The 17,293-nt window shown below is 72.2% G+C and carries 18 protein-coding genes and 1 pseudogene; 4 read left to right on the top strand and 15 right to left on the bottom strand.

The features are described 5' to 3' along the window. Positions 1-98 precede the first annotated feature (98 nt). From AB0O82_RS20490 to AB0O82_RS20480, 3 genes are all read right to left on the bottom strand, one after another. Positions 99-479, bottom strand: a complete 381-nt coding sequence (locus AB0O82_RS20490) for a VOC family protein (protein ID WP_363585405.1) — start codon at positions 477-479, stop codon at positions 99-101. 203 nt (positions 480-682) lie between these two features. Continuing rightward, positions 683-2,335 (bottom strand): LCP family protein, encoded by a 1,653-nt coding sequence (locus AB0O82_RS20485; protein WP_363585404.1) that lies wholly within the window; start codon positions 2,333-2,335, stop codon positions 683-685. After that, positions 2,328-2,681: a DUF6542 domain-containing protein gene (locus tag AB0O82_RS20480; RefSeq protein ID WP_363585403.1), complete on the bottom strand. Its 354-nt coding sequence runs from the start codon at positions 2,679-2,681 to the stop codon at positions 2,328-2,330. The genes AB0O82_RS20485 and AB0O82_RS20480 overlap by 8 nt, the downstream gene beginning before the upstream one ends. Before the next feature lie 514 nt (positions 2,682-3,195). On the opposite strand from AB0O82_RS20480, the gene AB0O82_RS20475 reads away from it, so the two are divergent. Next, a complete protein-coding gene (locus AB0O82_RS20475; protein ID WP_363585402.1) occupies positions 3,196-3,837 on the top strand; it encodes a TetR/AcrR family transcriptional regulator in 642 nt (213 codons plus the stop codon). Positions 3,838-4,150: 313 nt separating this feature from the next. Here the strand turns inward: AB0O82_RS20475 and AB0O82_RS20470 are convergent, their stop codons facing one another. The 4 genes from AB0O82_RS20470 to AB0O82_RS20455 form a co-directional block, all read right to left on the bottom strand. After that, positions 4,151-4,708 carry an RICIN domain-containing protein gene (locus AB0O82_RS20470; RefSeq protein WP_363585401.1) on the bottom strand — a complete coding sequence of 186 codons (558 nt, stop codon included), beginning with the start codon at positions 4,706-4,708 and terminating at the stop codon, positions 4,151-4,153. A gap of 51 nt (positions 4,709-4,759) precedes the next feature. Further along, positions 4,760-5,617: a peptidoglycan-binding protein gene (locus tag AB0O82_RS20465; protein ID WP_363585400.1), complete on the bottom strand. Its 858-nt coding sequence runs from the start codon at positions 5,615-5,617 to the stop codon at positions 4,760-4,762. 63 nt (positions 5,618-5,680) lie between these two features. After that, on the bottom strand, positions 5,681-6,580 hold the full coding sequence (locus AB0O82_RS20460) for a CAP domain-containing protein (protein WP_363585399.1): 900 nt from the start codon (positions 6,578-6,580) through the stop codon (positions 5,681-5,683). Positions 6,581-6,750: 170 nt separating this feature from the next. Continuing rightward, positions 6,751-9,786, bottom strand: a complete 3,036-nt coding sequence (locus tag AB0O82_RS20455; RefSeq protein WP_363585398.1) for a BTAD domain-containing putative transcriptional regulator — start codon at positions 9,784-9,786, stop codon at positions 6,751-6,753. A gap of 131 nt (positions 9,787-9,917) precedes the next feature. Here AB0O82_RS20455 and AB0O82_RS20450 point away from each other — a divergent pair, with 131 nt between their 5' ends. Further along, positions 9,918-11,411, top strand: coding sequence for a BTAD domain-containing putative transcriptional regulator (locus AB0O82_RS20450; RefSeq protein ID WP_363585397.1), 1,494 nt, complete (start codon positions 9,918-9,920; stop codon positions 11,409-11,411). Positions 11,412-11,436: 25 nt separating this feature from the next. Here AB0O82_RS20450 and AB0O82_RS20445 read toward each other — a convergent pair whose 3' ends face one another. The 8 genes and pseudogenes from AB0O82_RS20445 to AB0O82_RS20410 all read right to left on the bottom strand — a co-directional run bounded on the left by AB0O82_RS20445 (position 11,437) and on the right by AB0O82_RS20410 (position 16,369). After that, complete coding sequence (locus AB0O82_RS20445; RefSeq protein ID WP_363585396.1) at positions 11,437-11,934, bottom strand: hypothetical protein; 498 nt, start codon at positions 11,932-11,934, stop codon at positions 11,437-11,439. Positions 11,935-12,124: 190 nt separating this feature from the next. After that, positions 12,125-12,652: pseudogene (locus AB0O82_RS20440) on the bottom strand (DUF4157 domain-containing protein); the annotation flags it as partial. Positions 12,653-12,842: 190 nt separating this feature from the next. Beyond that, entirely contained in the window at positions 12,843-13,358 is a 516-nt protein-coding gene (locus AB0O82_RS20435; protein WP_363585395.1) for a DUF6879 family protein, read from the bottom strand. A 5-nt stretch (positions 13,359-13,363) separates the two neighbouring features. Beyond that, the gene (locus AB0O82_RS20430; RefSeq protein ID WP_363585394.1) at positions 13,364-13,606 is read right to left on the bottom strand and encodes a hypothetical protein; all 243 of its coding nucleotides are present in this window, start codon (positions 13,604-13,606) and stop codon (positions 13,364-13,366) included. A gap of 196 nt (positions 13,607-13,802) precedes the next feature. Next, positions 13,803-14,321: a DUF6879 family protein gene (locus AB0O82_RS20425; RefSeq protein WP_363585393.1), complete on the bottom strand. Its 519-nt coding sequence runs from the start codon at positions 14,319-14,321 to the stop codon at positions 13,803-13,805. Between the two features lie 276 nt (positions 14,322-14,597). Next, positions 14,598-15,173 (bottom strand): DUF1707 domain-containing protein, encoded by a 576-nt coding sequence (locus AB0O82_RS20420; RefSeq protein WP_363585392.1) that lies wholly within the window; start codon positions 15,171-15,173, stop codon positions 14,598-14,600. 94 nt (positions 15,174-15,267) lie between these two features. Next, positions 15,268-15,474: a DUF397 domain-containing protein gene (locus tag AB0O82_RS20415; RefSeq protein WP_363585391.1), complete on the bottom strand. Its 207-nt coding sequence runs from the start codon at positions 15,472-15,474 to the stop codon at positions 15,268-15,270. Between the two features lie 10 nt (positions 15,475-15,484). Beyond that, positions 15,485-16,369, bottom strand: a complete 885-nt coding sequence (locus AB0O82_RS20410) for a helix-turn-helix transcriptional regulator (protein ID WP_363585390.1) — start codon at positions 16,367-16,369, stop codon at positions 15,485-15,487. 208 nt (positions 16,370-16,577) lie between these two features. On the opposite strand from AB0O82_RS20410, the gene AB0O82_RS20405 reads away from it, so the two are divergent. Further along, positions 16,578-16,949, top strand: a complete 372-nt coding sequence (locus AB0O82_RS20405) for an ATP-binding protein (protein ID WP_363585389.1) — start codon at positions 16,578-16,580, stop codon at positions 16,947-16,949. After that, entirely contained in the window at positions 16,949-17,212 is a 264-nt protein-coding gene (locus tag AB0O82_RS20400) for a hypothetical protein (RefSeq protein ID WP_363585388.1), read from the top strand. Before AB0O82_RS20405 ends, AB0O82_RS20400 begins: the two co-directional genes overlap by 1 nt. The last annotated feature ends 81 nt before the right edge of the window (positions 17,213-17,293 follow it).

The raw sequence follows: 17,293 nt of genomic DNA, 5'->3' as shown, positions 1-17,293 counted from the left end.
AACACCTCACTCGGCCAATCGACCGGTCGCGTATCCCATCTCGAAGGCGCGCACGGCGATTCCGACCCTGTTCTTGACGCCCAGCTTGCGCTGAACGGTTACCGCTCGGCCCACTCGACCAGTTCGATCACGACCCCGTTCGGGTCGGTGACCTGGAACAGCTTCTCGCCCCACGGCTCCTCGCGCAGCGGCAGGGTGATCTCGACCCCCTCGCCGCGCAGCCGCCGCTCCTCGCCGGCGAGGTCCTCGACGACGAACGCCAGGATGACGCCGGTCGCGGTCCGGTCGCGCTGGTCCTCGGACAGCACCTCCAGGCCGCGCCGCAGGCAGACGACGCCGACCCCGCCGCCGGGGTGCTGGAGCGAGACGAAGCCGTCGGCCGACATCTCCTCGGTGTAGCCGAAGTGCCGCTGGAGGAAGGCGGCGGAGGCGGTGGCGTCCTCGACGGTCAGGGCGAGGGTGGTGGTGGTGATCTGCATGGCGGAGCCCTCTCGTCGGCGCGAGCGCGCGGTTATCCCGTACGCAGTACACTATACATAGTACGGAGAATCATGCGAGGGGTGTCCGCCCTGGGGTCGGACGCGGGGGAAGGGCGTGGGGAAAAGCCGTGGGGAAAAGCCGTGGGGAGGCTCCCTGGTGGGAGCCTCCCCACGGCTCGGTGCGGTGCGTCAGGTGCGGGGTGTCAGTAGACGCAGGGGATGCCGCCGTCGCTCTGGGCGTCGACCGACGGGCCCTGTACGGGCAGGTTGGCCGCCGGGTCGGACGGGGCCCCGGTCGCGCCGCCGCCCGGCGCTGCGGCGCCGGTCTTGTCGTCGGTCGCGCCGGTGAAGCCGGTGCCGAGGGTGACGACCACCCGGTCGGCGGGGGCCGACGCGGACTCCATGGCGGTGACGCCGTAGCGGGCGGCGATCTGGTCGGCCGCCTCCTTGGCGCCCTTGCCGTAGGCCACGGTGGTGGTCTTGGGCTTCGCGGCGGCGCTGCCGGTCTTGCCCGCCTTGAAGCCCATCGCGACCAGGGCCTTGGACTCGGCGGTGGAGGAGACCCCGGCGGCCGTGGAGGCGTTGAAGACGTCCACGGTGGTGGGGGCGGCGGCCTTGGTGGTGGGCGGCGCGGTCGTGGCCGGCCCGGAGGGGGCCGCCGGGGCGGGCGTGTCGCCCGCCGCGTCGGGGGCGGCCGGCGCGGAGTCGGCGTAGCCGAAGATCTGCTTGACGACCTTCTGGAGCTTCGCGGGGGTGACCAGGTTGACGTCCTGGCCGTTGCGGGTGCCGAAGCCGTCGAAGGTCAGGGTGTTGAACTCGACGTTGCCGCCGGTGAGGTTGGGGGCCTGCTGGGCGAAGTCGAGGACGTTCCACTCGTTGTCGATGACCAGGTCCTTCTGCACCACGCCGAACAGCTGCTGCAGCTTGCCGAGGTCGCTGATGACGCCGTCCTGCTTGAGCTTGTGCACGACGGAGGAGATGAAGGCCTGCTGGCGGTGGGTGCGGGCGAAGTCGCCGCTGTTGCCGTCCGGGCCGTCCAGGTTGTGGCGCTGGCGGACGAAGGAGAGCGCCTGGGAGGCGTTGAGCTTGTTGATGCCCTTGTGGAAGTCGGCACCGGAGCCCTGGCCCTCCATGGCCGGGTCCTTGGTGTCGTGGGTGAGGCAGACCTCGATCGGCTCGACGGCCTTGGCGATGTCGTAGAAGCCCATCAGGTTGACTTCGGCTATGTGGTCGACGGGCTGGTCGAGGAACTTCTGCACGGTCTGGATGGTGGCCGCCCGGCCGGCGTCGCGGCCGGCCTTCTCCAGGTCCGCGCCCTTGAGCCCCTTCGCCTGGAGGGCCGGGGTGGCCTTCTCCTTGGCCTCGCCGTAGGCCTCCTTGATCTTGCGCATGCCGGCCTGCTTGCCGTCCCCGGTGTAGGTCATGACGTAGTCGTCACGGGGGATGGAGACGGCCTGCGCCTTGCCGCCGCCGGCGGGGATGTGCAGCAGGATCAGGGAGTTGGTGTTGTAGCCGCCGATATCGGAGCTGTGGCCGGCGTGCAGTTCGTCCTGGACGAACTCCGGCGGCAGGTCCGTCCCGTCCATGTTCTTGCGGCTGTCGAGGCCGATCAGCAGGATGTTGACGGAGTTGTCGAGGTGCTTGGGCGCGTTCTTCTTGGTCTCGGCGATGGCGTTGGAGGTGGTCATCCCGTCGGTGAGGGACGTCACCTCGTACCAGACCACCCCGCTGGCGCCGAACACCGCCAGGGCGACCGAGCAGGCCAGCGTCCGGCCCGCGATCAGCAGGGGGGAGATGCGGCGGGTCGGGGGCGCGGCGGCGCGGCCCCCGTCCCGGGTCTGCGGGTTCTCAGCCATGGTCCCTCCTCCGGTCCCGGACCAGCCGGACCACGATCACCAGGGCGGCCGCTGCGGCGGCCGCGGCCATCACGGGAAAGTCGTGGACCACCCACTTCGCCGAGCCGGTGGCCAGGTTCTTGCCCCGGTAGGCGTCGCCGTTGGCCAGCAGTTCCGCGCCGGCCGTCACCCCCAGGACCAGCAGCGGAGTGGAGGCGAGGACCCACCACCAGCCATTGCGGCTGCTGAGTGCGGCCGCCAGGCCGGTGCCGAGCACGGCGCCCACCAGGAAGGCCGTCCCCATGCCGGGGCCGGAGAGTTCGTCGATCCCGGCGCCCACCGCCGGCAGCCCCACGGCCAGGGCCACGGGCAGGGCCGCTCCGCCGGGGAAGGGGCGGACGGGGGCCTTGTTCGCCCGCCGACGGGCTCCCTGGTCGGAGGTGCGCCCCGGTGCCCGCCGGTCGGGTGTCCGCCCCGGTGACCGCTGGTCGGCCGTCCGTTGGTCGGTCGTCCGCGCCTGCGTCTCCTGGCCTGGCGTTCGCCCGCGTGCCTCCTGGTTGGACGTCCGTCCTCGCCGCCCCGCCACGCACTCACCCCCGGTGTTCCCGTGCTTTGCGCCCCTGTGGCGCCTGCGCCCGGTCCTCGTGTGATGAGCCGTTGTGCGCTGCCACTTCTGGACGCTGCTGTTCGGCCGGCCGGTTCCCGCGCTCGGCTTCCGTGTTCCGGTCGGGGGCAGGCGTGCTGTTGAATTCCCTCTACACGGGTGTAGAGGTTGTAGGCAGCATAGAGCACCCTTGTTCGATGGCAACCCGGCTCAGGCGGGCTCGGGAGACACTACACCGGGCAGTTTTCGAGAGTCCCGGTAGATGAGGAGTGGCGCCGTGGCGGCGACGGGCGGAGCGGGACGGCCGGAGAAGCGCAAGGCGATCACGCGGGCCGCGACGGCGGTGTTCGGGCGCGAGGGATACGTCCGGGCCAGCATGGACGCGATCGCGGCGGAGGCCGGGGTGTCCAAGCGCACGGTCTACAACCACTTCGCCGACAAGGAGACCCTCTTCCTCTCCGTCGCACTCCAGAACTCGGCCGAACTGACCGAGGTCATGCGCGAGTTGATGGACAAGCACCTCGACCGGGTGGTGGACCTGCGCCAGGGCCTCACCGACTTCGCGGTCGAACGGGCCCGGGCCGTCCTCTCGGCCGGGGACCGCGGCGCGCTCGGCCGGGCCATCCGCGCCGAGGTCGCCAACATCCCGGCCGACGTCCTGGAGGCGTGGCTGGAGGCCGGCCCGATCGCCTCGCAGCGCGACCTCGCGCAGCGGTTCGAGGCGATCGCGGACCGAGGCCTGCTGGCCGTCGACGACGCCCCGCAGACCGCCGAGCAGTTCACGCTGCTGACCTTCCACGGCGTCGCCGAGCGCTCGTTCTGGGGCGCCCTGCCGGTGGCGGACGAGGAACTCGCCCGGATCGCGGCGCTCGGTGTCGACGCCTTCCTGCGGATCCACCGGGTGCCTGTGGCGCGGTGACGGCGCGGGTGCCTGCGGCGCGTTGACGGCGGACGCCGGAGCGTGAGACGCCCGCAGCGCGGTGACGGCGGACGCCTGACCGTGACACGCCGTCGGGGAGGGGGTCGGCGGCGTGTCACGGGGCCCACTCGTGGGCGAGCAGGTCGAGGACCGGCTCGCCGACGAACCCCTCCGCCGGCCCAGGGGTGGCTCGGGCGGAGGGTGGTGGGCGCGGACCGGTCCGCCCGCCGGAGTCGGCGAACGGACCGGGGACGGGTCGGGTCCGACGATTCGCGCCCCGGGCGGGAACCGTCGGACCCCTCTCGGGGAGCCGTCAGCCGATCTTCCAGCGCTGGGCCGGGTCGCTGCCGTTGCAGGACGTCACCGAGGTGAGCTGGGCGACGCCGTTGGACTTGAGGCACTGGCCGGTGGCCACGTTCTGGATCAGGTACCAGCCGCGGTCCTCGCTGGTGCGGATCCACTTCTGGTTGGCCGGCAGCCAGTCGCCGGCCGGGCGGTTGAGGCCGTCCCAGCCGCCGGGGGTGTCCCAGAGCTGGACGGCGCCCGAGCCGGTGTCGAGGTCGACGACCTTGCCGGCCGAGCCGTGCGAGATGGCGGTGGTGCCGTCGCAGTAGCCCCAGAACGACCAGGTCTGCGCGGGGCTCTGGTTGCCCTGGTAGACGCCGATCCGCTGGCCGTTGGTCTCCGTGTTGGCCGGCAGGTCGAGGACGCCGGTGGCGCCGTTGTAGACGGCGGTGACGGTCTGCAGGTTCGGCGCCAGCTCGCAGCCGGCGGCGTGCGCGGCCGGGGAGGTGACCACGGCCGCCCCCGCGACGGCCGCGACGGCGCCGAGCCCGGCGAGGAACCTGCGGGTACGGGTGACGGGTTTCATCGGGTTCTCCTTCTTGGGTGTGGTGGATCCGGGTGTGGTCGAGGTGCGGCGTCAGCCGCGCGGGACCTGGAGGGCGTCCCACTGCTTGGGGCCGGGGACTCCGTCGGCGTCGCTGCCGGAGTCACCCAGCTTGTGCTGCCAGTTGCGGAAGGATTCGAGGTCCGCCCCGGACCACTCGGGGCCGGGGCCCTCGGCGTAGGCGGAGCAGCCCTCGGCGACCAGGCGCTCGCCCATCCGGGTGATGACGTCGCTCTTCTGGCCGTCCTGGAAGAAGTCGGCGCCGGGGAAGGGCTCGTAGCCGCCCTCGCCCCCGCCTCCGTCCCCGCTGCTGTCGGCCTGGGGCCGGGCGCCGCCGTTCGGCTGGTCGGCGGCGGAGGCCTCCTGCCCGAAGTAGACGGCCCCCTGGCGGTCCCGCCACTGCGGGTCGGCGAGGATGACGCCGTCGGCGAAGTCCGGGACGCCGTACCCGTACACCCAACTCGACTTGCGGTCACGGGTCTTGAGGTAGACGCCGTCGCCCTCGGAGCTGCCGTCGTCGTTGGTGTTGCCCTCGACGGTGGTGATGGTGGAGCTGGTGTAGGCGACGCAGATGCCGGTGTGGCTGCCGCCGCCGGGGCCGTAGAACACCTGGCCGCCGATCACCGGGTAGTCGGTGAAGCGGTCGCGGTCCCTGAACCAGGCGACGCCCTCGGCGCAGGAGGCCGTCACCGGGAACAGCCCGGCGTTGCCGGACTGCTGGGCGCACCAGGCGACGAAGGTCGCGCACCAGGCCTCGCCCTGGGACCACTCCAGGCCGGGGACGGTCGGGGAGTACTTCTGGATGTTGTTCCAGTGCGAGCCGCTGCGGCCCTCCTGGTATCCGACCTCGTCTCGGGCGACGCGGATCAGGTCCGCCGCGTTCGAGGACATGAGGGTGGCTCCTTGCTTGCTGTGGCTGCTGTGGCTGCTGTGACGGCTGAGGGGGCGGGGAGGTCAGGCCTGGGCGAAGGTCTGGACGTAGCGGCCCCAGTTGCCGCGCTGGCGGGGGGTGTAGCCGATGCCGATGGAGGTGAAGTCGCGGCCCAGGATGTTGTCGCGGTGGTGCGGGCTGTTCATCCACATCTGCATGGCCTCCGCCACGCTGTTGCCCGGGGTGACGTTCTCGGCGGCCGAGCGGAACTGGAAGCCGGCGGCGTGGATGCGGTCCCACGGGTTGCTGCCGTCGGTGCCGTCGTGCTGGGTGAGGTCGTGGGACGCCATGTCGTTGGCGTGCCGCTGGGCGGCGGCGCTCAGGCGGTCGTCGAGCCGCAGCGGCTGGAGGCCGGCCCGGCCGCGCTCCGTGTTGACGGAGGCCAGCATCTCGGTGCGGAAGTCGCCGCCGGGCTGCGGCTGCGGCTGGGGCTGGGGCTGCTGCTGGCCGCCGGCGCCGCCGTTCTGGCCGCCGGCCGGGATGAGCTGCCAGCGCTGCGCCGGGTTGTTGTCGTCCTGCTTGGTGAGGGTGAGCGGGGCGCCGGGGGCGGCCGCGGTGAGGAACAGCTGGCCCTCGTCGCCGCGGACGGTCCGGACCCGGAACCAGTCGTTGTCGATGACGTCCAGCACCCAGCGCTGGTTGGGCTGCCCGTGCTCGTTGAACAGCCAGGTCTGGCCGGTGGAGTAGTTGTAGTCGATGACGACGGCCTGGCCGGGGGCGTGCCTGCCGTTGGTGAGCTGGGTCTCCAGGAGCCAGCTGCCGCCGTCCTTGGCCCAGAAGACCCAGCCCTGGGCGGTGGTGCCGTTGGGGCCCCAGGACTGGACCGGGGTGCCCGGGCTGCTCTGGCTGGAGCGCACGTCGGCGACCGTTCCGTTCGCGGACTTGAGGGTCCAGACCTGGCCGTTCTGCGGGAGCGTGGGCATGAGTGGCGCCTATCTTCGATGGGAGTGGCCCCGGCTCCGCACTGGTGCGGTCCGCGACCTGACGAGAGAGAAGATCGCGGACCGCGGTAGACAAGTGATCAACAAGGGGGGGCGGCCCCCGGGCCCAGGGCCTGCCAGGTCTCGTCCGGCCCGCCGAGATCGGCCGGGACCTAGGGCTGCGGCAGGCCGTCCAGCAGGGCCCTGGTCCGCTCGGCGTCCTCGCCGAGTCCGAGCCGCTCGTACACCTCCAGCGCGTCCGCGAGGCAGGCGCGGGCCTGGCGGGGGCGGCCGAGGCCGGTGAGCGCGGTGCCCAGGGTGCGCAGCAGCGCGGCCTCCAGGGCGGCGCTGGTGCGGCGGGCGAGCGGCAGCGCCGCCTCGGCGGCGTCGGCGGCGAGCAGCCAGCGCTCGGCCTCGGCGTGGATCCGGGCGGCGAGGTCGCCCGCCGCCGCCGCGAACACCGTCACCTGAAGGGCGGCGAACTCGTCGCGGGCGCCGGCCGCGTGGGCGAGCGCCGCCTCCGGGTCGCCGCACAGGCGCAGGACCCGGGCCAGGTAGTAGCGGCCGGTGGCAGCGGACACCGGGCCGGAGCCGCTCATCAGGCGGGCGCCGCGCTCGGCGGCGTCCCGGGCCTCGGCCAGCCGGCCGGTCTGGGCGCAGCTGAACGCGAACTCGCCGAGGGCGCTGCCCTCGGAGCGTTCGGCGCCGAGGCGGCGGAACAGGTCGGCGGCGCGGCCGGCGTGTCGGGCGGCGTCGGCGTAGCGGCCGTGGACGCGGGCGTTGCCGCCGAGGGTGAGCAGGGCCTTGGCGAGGACGCGGACCTTCGGGCCGTCGCCGCTGCCCCCGTTGCCGCCGTCGTCGTCCTGGCAGAGCGCGACGGCCTGGCGGATGTCCTGCTCGGACTCGGCGTAGCGGTTGATGTGCCAGAGCATGCCGCCGCGCACGTAGCGGGCGAGGGCGAGCGGGCCGTGGTCGCCGCGGGCGGCGGCCTCGCGGGCGATGCGGTCGGAGAGGTCGGCGATGTCGCGGGTCTGGGTGCGTTCGGCGAGTACGGAGCCCATCCGGTCGGCGAGTTCGGCCGCCCGGTCGAGCGGCAGCGCCGGGTCGGCGCAGCTCAGGGCGATGGCGGAGGCGTGCACGCCGGCCTGTTCGCGCATCCAGCGGACGGCGGCGGGCCCGTCCGTGATCGTCTTGCCGGGGGAGCGGACGGGTGCGTCGAGCAGGCTGAGTTCGACCGGGTCGGCCTTGCGGGCGGCGCGGTCGGCGTTGCGGGCGGTGGCCAGGCAGTAGTCGACCAGCCGGTCGGCGGCGGCGGTGCGTTCGGCGGCGGGCTCCTCGGCGGCGAGCCGGCCGCGGGCGTAGTCGCGGACCAGGTCGTGGAAGCCGTAGCGGCCGAAGCGGGGGGAGTGCAGCAGGTTGAGGTCGACGAGCGCTTCGAGGAGTTCGTCGGTCTCGGCTTCGGTGCGGCCGAGCAGCGCGGCCGCGCAGGGCAGCGGGACGTCCGGGGCGTCGGGCAGGGACAGCAGGCGGAAGGCGCGGGCGAGTTCGGCGTCGAGGCGGTGGTAGGAGAGGGCGAAGGTGGCCTCCACGGTCCGTTCGCCGTCGCTGAGTTCGGCCAGCCGGTGTTCCCGGCGCAGCCCGTCGGCGAGCGCGGCCAGGGTGAGCGCGGGGTCGGCGGCGAGCCGGGAGGCGACGATGCGCACGGCGAGCGGCAGCAGTCCGCAGGCCCGCACGATCTCCTCGGCGGCCCCGGGTTCGGCGTCGACGCGGTCGGCGCCGATGATCCGGGTCAGCAGTTCCAGTGCCTCGGCGGGCGGCAGGGTGTCCAGGCGCATCTGGTGCGCCCCGGCGAGGCCGGCCAGCCGGACGCGGCTGGTGACCAGGACGGCGCAGCCGGACGAGCCGGGCAGCAGTGGTTCGACCTGGCCGAGGGTGGCGGCGTTGTCGAGGACGACGAGGACCTGCCGCCCGGCCAGTGCCGAGCGGTAGAGGGCGGAGCGCTCCCCGGTGTCGAGCGGGATCTCGGCGGCGGCCACGCCGAGGGCGCGCAGGAAGCCGGCGAGCACCGCGCCCGGGTCCAGCGGGGTGCGGTCGGCGCCGCGCAGGTCGGCGAAGAGCCGCCCGTCGGGGAAGCGTCCGTGGGCCTGTCGGGCGACGTGCACAGCGAGTGTGGTCTTGCCGACCCCGCCCATGCCGTCCAGGGCGGAGACCACGACGGCTCGCCCGCCGGCCCCGGCGAGGCGGTCCACCAGGGTCTCGACCTCCTCGGTGCGGCCGGTGAAGTCGGCCAGGCCGTCGGGCAGTTGGTCGGGCGGCTGCCAGGCGGCGGCGGGTTCGGCGCGGACGGAGGCGGAGGCGGCGGGGGCGGGCAGCAGGGACGGGTCCTCGCGCAGGATCCGCAGGTGCAGTGCGGCGGGGCCGTCCTCGGCCGTCGGAGCGGCGGCGGCGGCCGTCGGCGGCCGGCGGGTGTCCTCGTGCCGGGTGGGCCCGTCCCCGCCGGACGGCAGTCGGCGGCGGGCGTCCTCGTACACGGCGAGCGCCTCGGCCTTGCGGCCCGCCTGGTAGAGGGCGCGCATCAGGACGGCGGTCAGCCGGGGCCGTTCGGGGTGTTCCAGGGCGAGTGCGGCGGCCTCGGCCGTCAGACCGGTGTGGTCGCCGATCTCCGCGTCCAGCTCCAGCCGCGTCTCCTTGGCGTGAAGTCGCTGTTCGGCGAGGCGGGAGCGGACGGCCTCGGCGTGCGGCCCCGGCAGCCCGGCCAGCGGTTCGCCGACCCACAGCCGCTGCGCGGCCAGCAGGACCTCCCGGACCTCCTGCGGCGGGGCCTGCTCGTCGCGCAGCCGTCCGGCCGTGGCCAGCAGTTCCTCCCAGCGGGCCGCGTCCACCTCCGCGTCCGGCACCCGCAGCGCGTACCCGTCGCCGACCCGCACCAGCGGCATCCGCTGCGGATCCGGCCCGGTGTACGGCTTGAAGGCCGAACGCAGCCGGGAGACGGCCAGCTGGACGGCCTTGCGGGGGTCGGCCGGTGCGGCCCCGCCCCACACCCCCTCCACCAGCACCGGCGTCGCCACCGTCCGTCCGGCGGCGTCCAGCAGCACCGCCAGGACGGCCCGCTGCTGCGGTCGGCCCAGTTCGATCTCCCGCTCCCCGTGCCAGGCGCGCAGTGGTCCCAGCAGTCCGAACCGCAGCCCGGACGCCCCGATGTCAACCATGTCCCGTCCCCGAATGTCGTCCGGTGCCCGGATCACGCCACTTCCGTACGGACGGCGGCGCCCCCTGATCCGGTCACCTATGCTCTGTCACGGATTGTGTACTTGAACTCATGGCTTCGAGGGGTGGGGGCATGGGGCTCGAATTCCGTGTTCTGGGGCCGCTGCGGGCCCGGTGCGACGGCCACGAGATCGATCTCGGTCGGCCGCAGCAGCGGGCCGTGCTGGCCGCCCTGCTGCTTGCCCCGGGCCAGCTCGTGCCCACTGAACGGCTGGTCGAGGGCTTGTGGGGCGAGGATGTCGCCCGTTGGCCCAAGGCCCCGGCCGGCCAGATCGGCACCCACGCGCACCGGCTGCGCCGTGCCCTCGCGGCCCCCGGCCTGCTGGTCGCCACCGCCGGTGGCTACCGGTTGGAGGTCGACCGGGCCGCCGTCGACCTGTTCCGCTACGAGGCCGGGGTGGGTGAGGCCGTCACGCTGCGCTACGACGACCCGGTGCGGGCCCGGGAACTGCTCGCCGGCGCGCTCGCGCTGTGGGAGGGGCGTGCGCTGGACGGCGTGCCCGGCGGTTTCGCCGAACGCGCCCGCGAACGGCTCGCCGCCGGTCACCATGCCGCCGTCAAGGTGCTGCACGACCTGGACCTGGCGCTCGGCCGGCACGCCGAGGCGCTGCCCGCGCTGGACGCGCTCGCCGCCGCACACCCGCGCGACGAGGAGGTGCAGCGCCTCCACCTGCTGGCCCTGCACCGCTGCGGGCGGACGGCCGAGGCGCTGGCCGCCTTCGAGGCGCTGCGCGAACGGCTGGACCGCGAGCTGGGGCTCGAACCGGCACCGGCGGTCGCGGACCTGCACGCCCGCATCCGGAGAGGGGACGCCGAGCTCGCGGCGCCGTCCGCCCCGGTACCGCCGTGCCGGCCCGCCCGGCCCTGCCAGCTGCCGCCGGACATCCCCGACCTGGTCGGGCGGGCGGCCCAGGTGCGGGAGGCCGAGCGGATCCTGCGGTCCGGTGCCGGTGCCGGTGCCGGCGGTGATGTCGACGGCGGTGATGCCGGGGCCTCGCCGGTGCTCGGCCTGTCCGGGCCGGCCGGCAGCGGCACCTCCGCGCTCGCGGTGCACCTGGCGCACACCGTCCAGGACGCCTTCCCGGACGGGCAGCTGTACGCGGCCGGCGGGACGGCGGAGCCGGGAGCGGTGCTGGCCGCTTTCCTGCGGGCCCTGGGGGAGCGGCCCGTCGAGGACGCCGGTGTCGGCGAACTGGGCGTGCGCTACCGGGCCGCGCTCGCCGGACGGCGGGTGCTGGTCGTGCTCGACGGCGTCACCGACCCGGCGCCGCTGCTGCCCGCGGTGGCGGGCTGCGCGGCCGTCGTGGCCGGCGCCGAACCGGGCGCCCTGCCCGCCGACGCGGCCCGGCTGGCCGTCGGCCCGCTGGAGCCGCAGGACGCGTACGAGCTACTGGCCCGGGTCGTCGGCGCCGAGCGGATCCGCCGGGAGCCGGGCCCGGCCGCCGAGGTCGCCGAGCTCTGCGGCTACCTGCCCGTACTCCTGCGGTCGGTGGCGGCGCGCCTCGCGGCCCGCCCGCAGTGGTCCGTCGCCGACCTGGTCCGCTGGCTCGCCGAACGGGGCGCCTGAGCGGCGCTCCGGGCCGGTGCGGTGGTCAGTAGAGGTCCGAGGACATCGCCCACATGCGGATGTCGTTGGTGGGCGTGGTGACGATGGGGACCTCGCCGTCACCCCAGTAGATGGCGACGCCGCCGAGCCTCTTCACCACCAGCCGGGCGCCCGGGTGCCCGTACGTGCCGGAGGACCAGCAGACGCCCCCGGAGGCGGAGTAGACGACCAGGTTGCCGTCGGACTGCATGACCGCCTTGTACCCGCAGTGGTTCACGTGGGTGCCGGAGTTCCAGACGGCCAGCGGGTTCGGGGTGTTGTACCCGCGGTAGACGACCAGGTTGCCGTCGGACTGCATGATCAGCCGGGAGTTCTCGGAGTCGACGTGCCAGCCCGGGTAGAGCGGCTCGTCGTTCCAGAGCGTGTGGGTCGTCGGGTCGTACGCCGCCTGCGCGGTGCCGGCCCCCAGCATCGTCCCCGTCAGCGCCAGCGCCGTGGCCGCCACCCCGACGGCCATGCGTCGCACTGCCTTCACTGCCTTCATCCCCGGGTACCTCTTTCGTCCATATCGCGCCCGTGAAAGTTCGGGGCGCCCCGTGGGACTGACCATGGGGCAAGGCGGTAGACAAACGATGAACGATCCCGTTGATGGGCGCGGGCGGGACGGCTCAGCCCCGGTGCTCCTCGTCCTCGTGGGTGGCGGCGTGGTCGGCTCGGCGGCCTGCGGTCGGGCCGGACATCACCCGCCGGGCGTTGGCCTCGGCCTCGCGCTCGAAGCGGTCGGACGGGTCGCTGACGCTCAGCCCGGAGCCGTTGTCGGAGCCCGCCACGGGGCCCTGCCGCTGCTGGAGCACGTGGGTCAGCTCGTGGGCGAGGGTGTGCCGGTCGCCGCCGCCGTCGCCGATGACGACGTGGTTGCCGGAGGTGTAGGCGCGGGCGCCGATCTCGGCGGCGGAGCTCCGGGCGGCGCTGTCGTCGTGGATCCGGACGTCCGAGAAGTCGGCGCCCAGGCGGGCCTCCATGTCGGCGCGGGTGGCGCCGTCGAGCGAGCGGCCGCCGCTGCGCAGCACGTCGTGGACGGCGGCGGCGGAGCGCTGTACCTGGCCGGCCCGCTGGAGTCGTCGGACGACGGCGGCGTTCCCGACGGACGCCTGGAGGCCGAGCAGCGCGGGTGCTGGTGCGGGCGCGGGCGCGGGCGCGTGCGCGGGTGTCCGGGCGGTCGAGGGGGCGTGCGCCTTGTCGTCACTGTCGCTGGTCCTCATCGGCGTCCCTTCGGGTCGATGGCCGGTGAGTCCTGGATACCCCGCCCACACCCGGAGCGATAGGGACGGCGGGGGCAGCAACCCTGCCCACCGGGGGCAGCCACGCCCGCCGGTCGGTCCCCAACGCGCGGGCAGGGCAGGGGTTTTCGCCGTCGAGGGCAGGGCGTGCAGGCGAGGCGGCCATGGTGGATCAGTGAAGCCGGTACTCCTCGTGCGGGATGGCTCGTTCCCACACCGTTTCGAAGGCCGACTGCACCAACTCCACGACGGCCGGCTCGGTGCGCCATTCGCGGTCGACGACCTCACCGACGCCCGAGAAGTACGTGAAAAGTACCGACGACCCGTCGAACAGCCACAGGTCGGTGCCGGGCAGCGCGATGTCGGCCGCCTTCCGGCGGGGAAGCCAACGGACCTGTTCGCCCGCCCGGACGTTCGGGAACGTCACGTCGTACTCGTACCGGATGTAGTCGGTGACCGGTTCGGAGACGACCCGGGCACGCCTCATCACGAGACCGCGTGCCGTCGTCTCGGCCACCACGTCCAGGAACGGGCGCCACCAGGACGACCGCTCGGCGGCAGGGTCAAGGCGTTTGCCCTGCTGCCATGCGATGAACTCGGGGTCGCTGGGCTGGTAGGCGTCGCGCATCTCAAGGTGTACGGCGGAAACCTTGGACTCGGCCAGGCCCTCAAGTACCGGGTTCGTCATCGCTCCTACTCACTGTCGGGCTTGGGGATGAACTGAAGCATGATCTCGGGAAGCCTGATGATCGTCTCGTGATCGGGCACGTCGGTGGAGTGGCCGGGGATCGAACCGATCTCCTGACATGCCTTCACTTCGTTGTCCGTGGCCTTGTAGGACTGGATCAGCAAGTCTCCGGTTTCCTCGTCCAACCAGATCGTCGGCGAGTCCGTGTCCGGGGTGTTCGGGATGATGCCGAGGAACCTCAGGGCCATTCTCACTCCCGTAGTCGAGTGGGGTGCACCGGTGTGCGTGAGCCTCACCCTTCCGGTTGATCGCCGCCAAGAGGGCGGTAGGACGTTTGCCGCCCGCTCGTTGGGCTCCAACGAGCGGGCGGGTGCGGCCTCCTCCTACGGCACCTGGCCAACGCCAGATTGCCTTGCTGGACGCCGGATGGCGCGCGTGCACCGGTCAGTGGAGCTGGAAGTCCTCGTGCGGGACCGCCCGCTCCCAGACGGCCTCGAACGCGGAGTGGGAGAGCTTCACGGGTTGCGGGTCGGTGCTGATCTCGTCGTCGACGAAGTCGCCCTCGCCGCTGAAGTGGTGGACGACGAGCAGCCGCCCGTCGATGAGCCAGAAGTCGTTTCCGGGGAGCGCCAGGTCGGTCGTCTGCTGACGGGGGAGCCACCGGACCTGCTCGCCGGAGGCGATGTTCCGGAACGTGATCTCGTGTTCGAACCGGATGTACTCGCTCACCGGCTCCGACACCACACGGGCGCGCCGGACCTCGACGCCTCGGGCGGTGGTTTCGTGGATCAGCTGCAACCACGGGTTCCACCACGACGAGCGGTCGGCCGGGTCGTCCCGGTGCCCGTCGAGCCAGCGGAGGAACAGTGGGTCGTCCCGCATGTAGCCGTCGCGCATCTCAAGGTGAAGCGCGGAGCGGGTGCAGGATCGCAGCAGGTCCTCAAGTGGGGGATCTGCGGGCATCGTTCACCTCCGGGAAGAACTGCATCGTTCGTCTGGGAGATTCGACCACGGCCTCGACCCTCCGGGCGCCGATCTTCGCGGGACGGCCGGGGTTCGCGCGCAGCCGAGATGCTCGAAGAGGAGGTCACCGGCGTGGTCGTGTCGGAAGGCGGGAATCGGCCAACGATGCGTCATGGCGGGCTCTTTGAGGGCGGGAGACCGGCCGGGCAACGGGAGGTGCCCGCTCGTCGGGATCGACGAGCGGGCGAGGAAGCGTAGCTGTGGAGCGGGGCTGCCTCAGATGGCGAAGAGGCGGCGGCGGGGAGCGCGCGCGATGACCTTGGCGTGTTTGAGGGTGCCGGTGATCTCGATCCGGAGCCGGGGGCTGGTGGCGTCGCCGCCGCCGTTGGAGCGCTGCTTGACCTTGGAGAAGACGAGGGTGAGATCGTCGGTGTCGAGGGTGACGAGGCCCGGCGGGCTGATGATGAGCAGCTTGCCGTGCCGCAGGGCCGCGTCGATCAGAAGGGTGTCGGCCGTGATGACCGCTTCGGTGAAGTCGAGGGTGACCGTGCAATGTTTCGGCCGCAACTCGATGTGCCGGGGGACCACCCAGCGTCCGGTCCGGGTGTACTTGCCGCCGCGCTGGTCGATGACCAGCACGTCCTTCGGCGTGGGCACGGCCGACGCGAAGCTCGGCAGGTCGGTGGTCAGCTCAGCCAGCTCGGCGAGCGTCCGGGCCGAGAGCGCGGATTCCAGCCGGGCTTCGAGCTCCTCGGGGGTGAGCCGGCCGTCTGCGGCGGCGACCTGCAGCGTTTCTACGGTGCGGTCCCGGTCCTGATGGGATGCCCGTAGCGCGGGCAGGTCTCTCGACATGGGTCCACGCTAACCCAGTGCGGGCGGCCCGGAACAGGGAGCTGAGCGGAGGCGGTCAGCACCGAGTGTGCTGACCGCCGGGCGTGCGTGGAGTTCAGGCTCGGACGAGATGGTCGAACTCGCCGGCCTTGGCGCCGAGGAGGAAGGCGCGGAGTTTGGGGACGGTGGTGGTGACGATGACGTCGGGGTCGTCGGACTCGCGGAAGTGACGGAGGCTGTCGACCCCAGTCGCTAGTTCAAGACATGTGCTGCCGCCGTCTGCGTCGCTGAAGGATGACTTCTGCCAGGCAAGGTCGGACATCGGGCGCCTTTCACGTTTGAAGCTGGTAGATGAGGTGCTGAAGGAGTCCCCACGAGTCACGAGAGGAATCACGCCTGGGCTTCGACGCATCCACGGCCGGTAATGAGAGATCGCAGGCCTCGCGAAACTTCTGGTGGTAGGCCACTACATCTGATGGATCCCCAAGGTGAATAGCGCGCTTGGGCCCATCCAGGATGATGGTCGACAGCGCGGTGCACCCGGGGTCGCAGATCAGGAAGGCGCCTGTGTAGGGGACCTTCTTGGGGGCGTCGAATGGAATGATCTCGATCGTGACATTGGGTAGCTCCGCCATATCGACGAGGTGAAGAAGCTGCTCGTGCATGACCGACTTGCCGGCGAACCGCATCTGAAGAGCTGCTTCGTGGATGACGAATCGAAACTGACGCCTACTGTCGGTCAGGACGCGCTGCCGCTGTAGACGGAACTGGACGGCGGTCGCCGTGTCCCAACGGCCATCTTGGTAAGCATCCTTGTAGATAGCTTCGATATAGCCCGGGACCTGCAAGCTGCCGGGGATATGGAGCGTATCGAACACTGAGAAGGTCTGTGCCCTGTCCTCCGCCTCGGCCAGATCCAGCGCGAGTGTCGGAACTTTGCCCTCGAACTCGCTCCACCAGCCCTTGCCGCTGCTCCGCCCCATCTCGGTAAGACCCGCGCGGTATACCGGGTCCGTGCAGCCATAGGCGTCGAGCCAGACTTCGAGGCGTTCGGGGTTGAGAGTGATCCGACCAGCCTCGGTGTGGCTCACTGCCGGAACCTTCATACCGACCAGTGCCCCGGCGTCGGCAGACGACAGCCCGGCGGCTGTCCGCAGGTGCTGCAGCTCCTCGCCGAATCGGCGCTGCCGTTGGCTGATTGGTCCCTTGTATCCCACGATCGTCCTTCCCTGTCGGCGCAGTCTCGCGCACAACCCCTCCGGGATGCCACCAACGAGTGATGGCTGGTACGAGTCTCCTGGATCTGCTTGCAACCTTGCCAGACAGACCCCTACTCTCAGTGTTGCACTGATCACATGACGGAGCGTCAGTCCGGTTCATGGCGACGTTTCCGCCGATTCCCCTCCTCTCCTCCTGGGGTCTCCCATGCGTGCTTCCAACCCTCCCGACTGGACCGCCGCCCGCACCGAGCTGTGCGACCTCCTCACCACCGCCGGCTGGCCGCCCCCCACCATCTCCGACGCCGAACTCGCCCTCCACGAACTCTTCTTCAACGCGTGGAAGCACGCCGGGAGCCTCGCGCCCCTCGTCGTGCTGTCCCTCCTCAACCGCAGGCTCCGGGTCTCGGTCTGCGACGACAGCCAGACCCTCCCGCCCGAGCCGTGCGTCCCCGCCGACCCCCTCGCCCTCTCCGGCCGGGGCCTCCACCTCGTCCGTTCCCTCACCCACCGCTTCGGCACTGACCTGCGTAAGCAGGGCAAATCCGTCTGGTTCGAACTGCAGTTGGACGCCGCCTGATGCCTCTTCCCCGCCGCTACCCGATGCTGCCGACCGACCCCCGGATCCGGTACTACACCGACGACCACATCCGCACGCTCCTCGCCGAAGTCGACGAGCGCGGCCGCAGGTTCGGCCTCATCTTCCCCTCCGCGACCACCGACCGCACCATCGACGGCCGCATCCTCGTCCGCTTCAACACGGCCCCCGCCTCCACCCTCCTCAACCTCCTCTCCCTCCTCCTCGCCGCCGACCGAGACCGCGACGACCCGTGCGCTTTCTGATCGCGGCCGCCTTCGCCGTCCTCCTCGCCCTGGCGATCGCCACCGTCGTCCTGGGCGTCATCACCGCACTCAACGTTGCAA

It is taken from the genome of Kitasatospora sp. NPDC088264 (genome assembly GCF_040685715.1).
Lineage (GTDB): Bacteria > Actinomycetota > Actinomycetes > Streptomycetales > Streptomycetaceae > Kitasatospora.
This window is presented reverse-complemented; position numbering and strand designations above follow the sequence as displayed.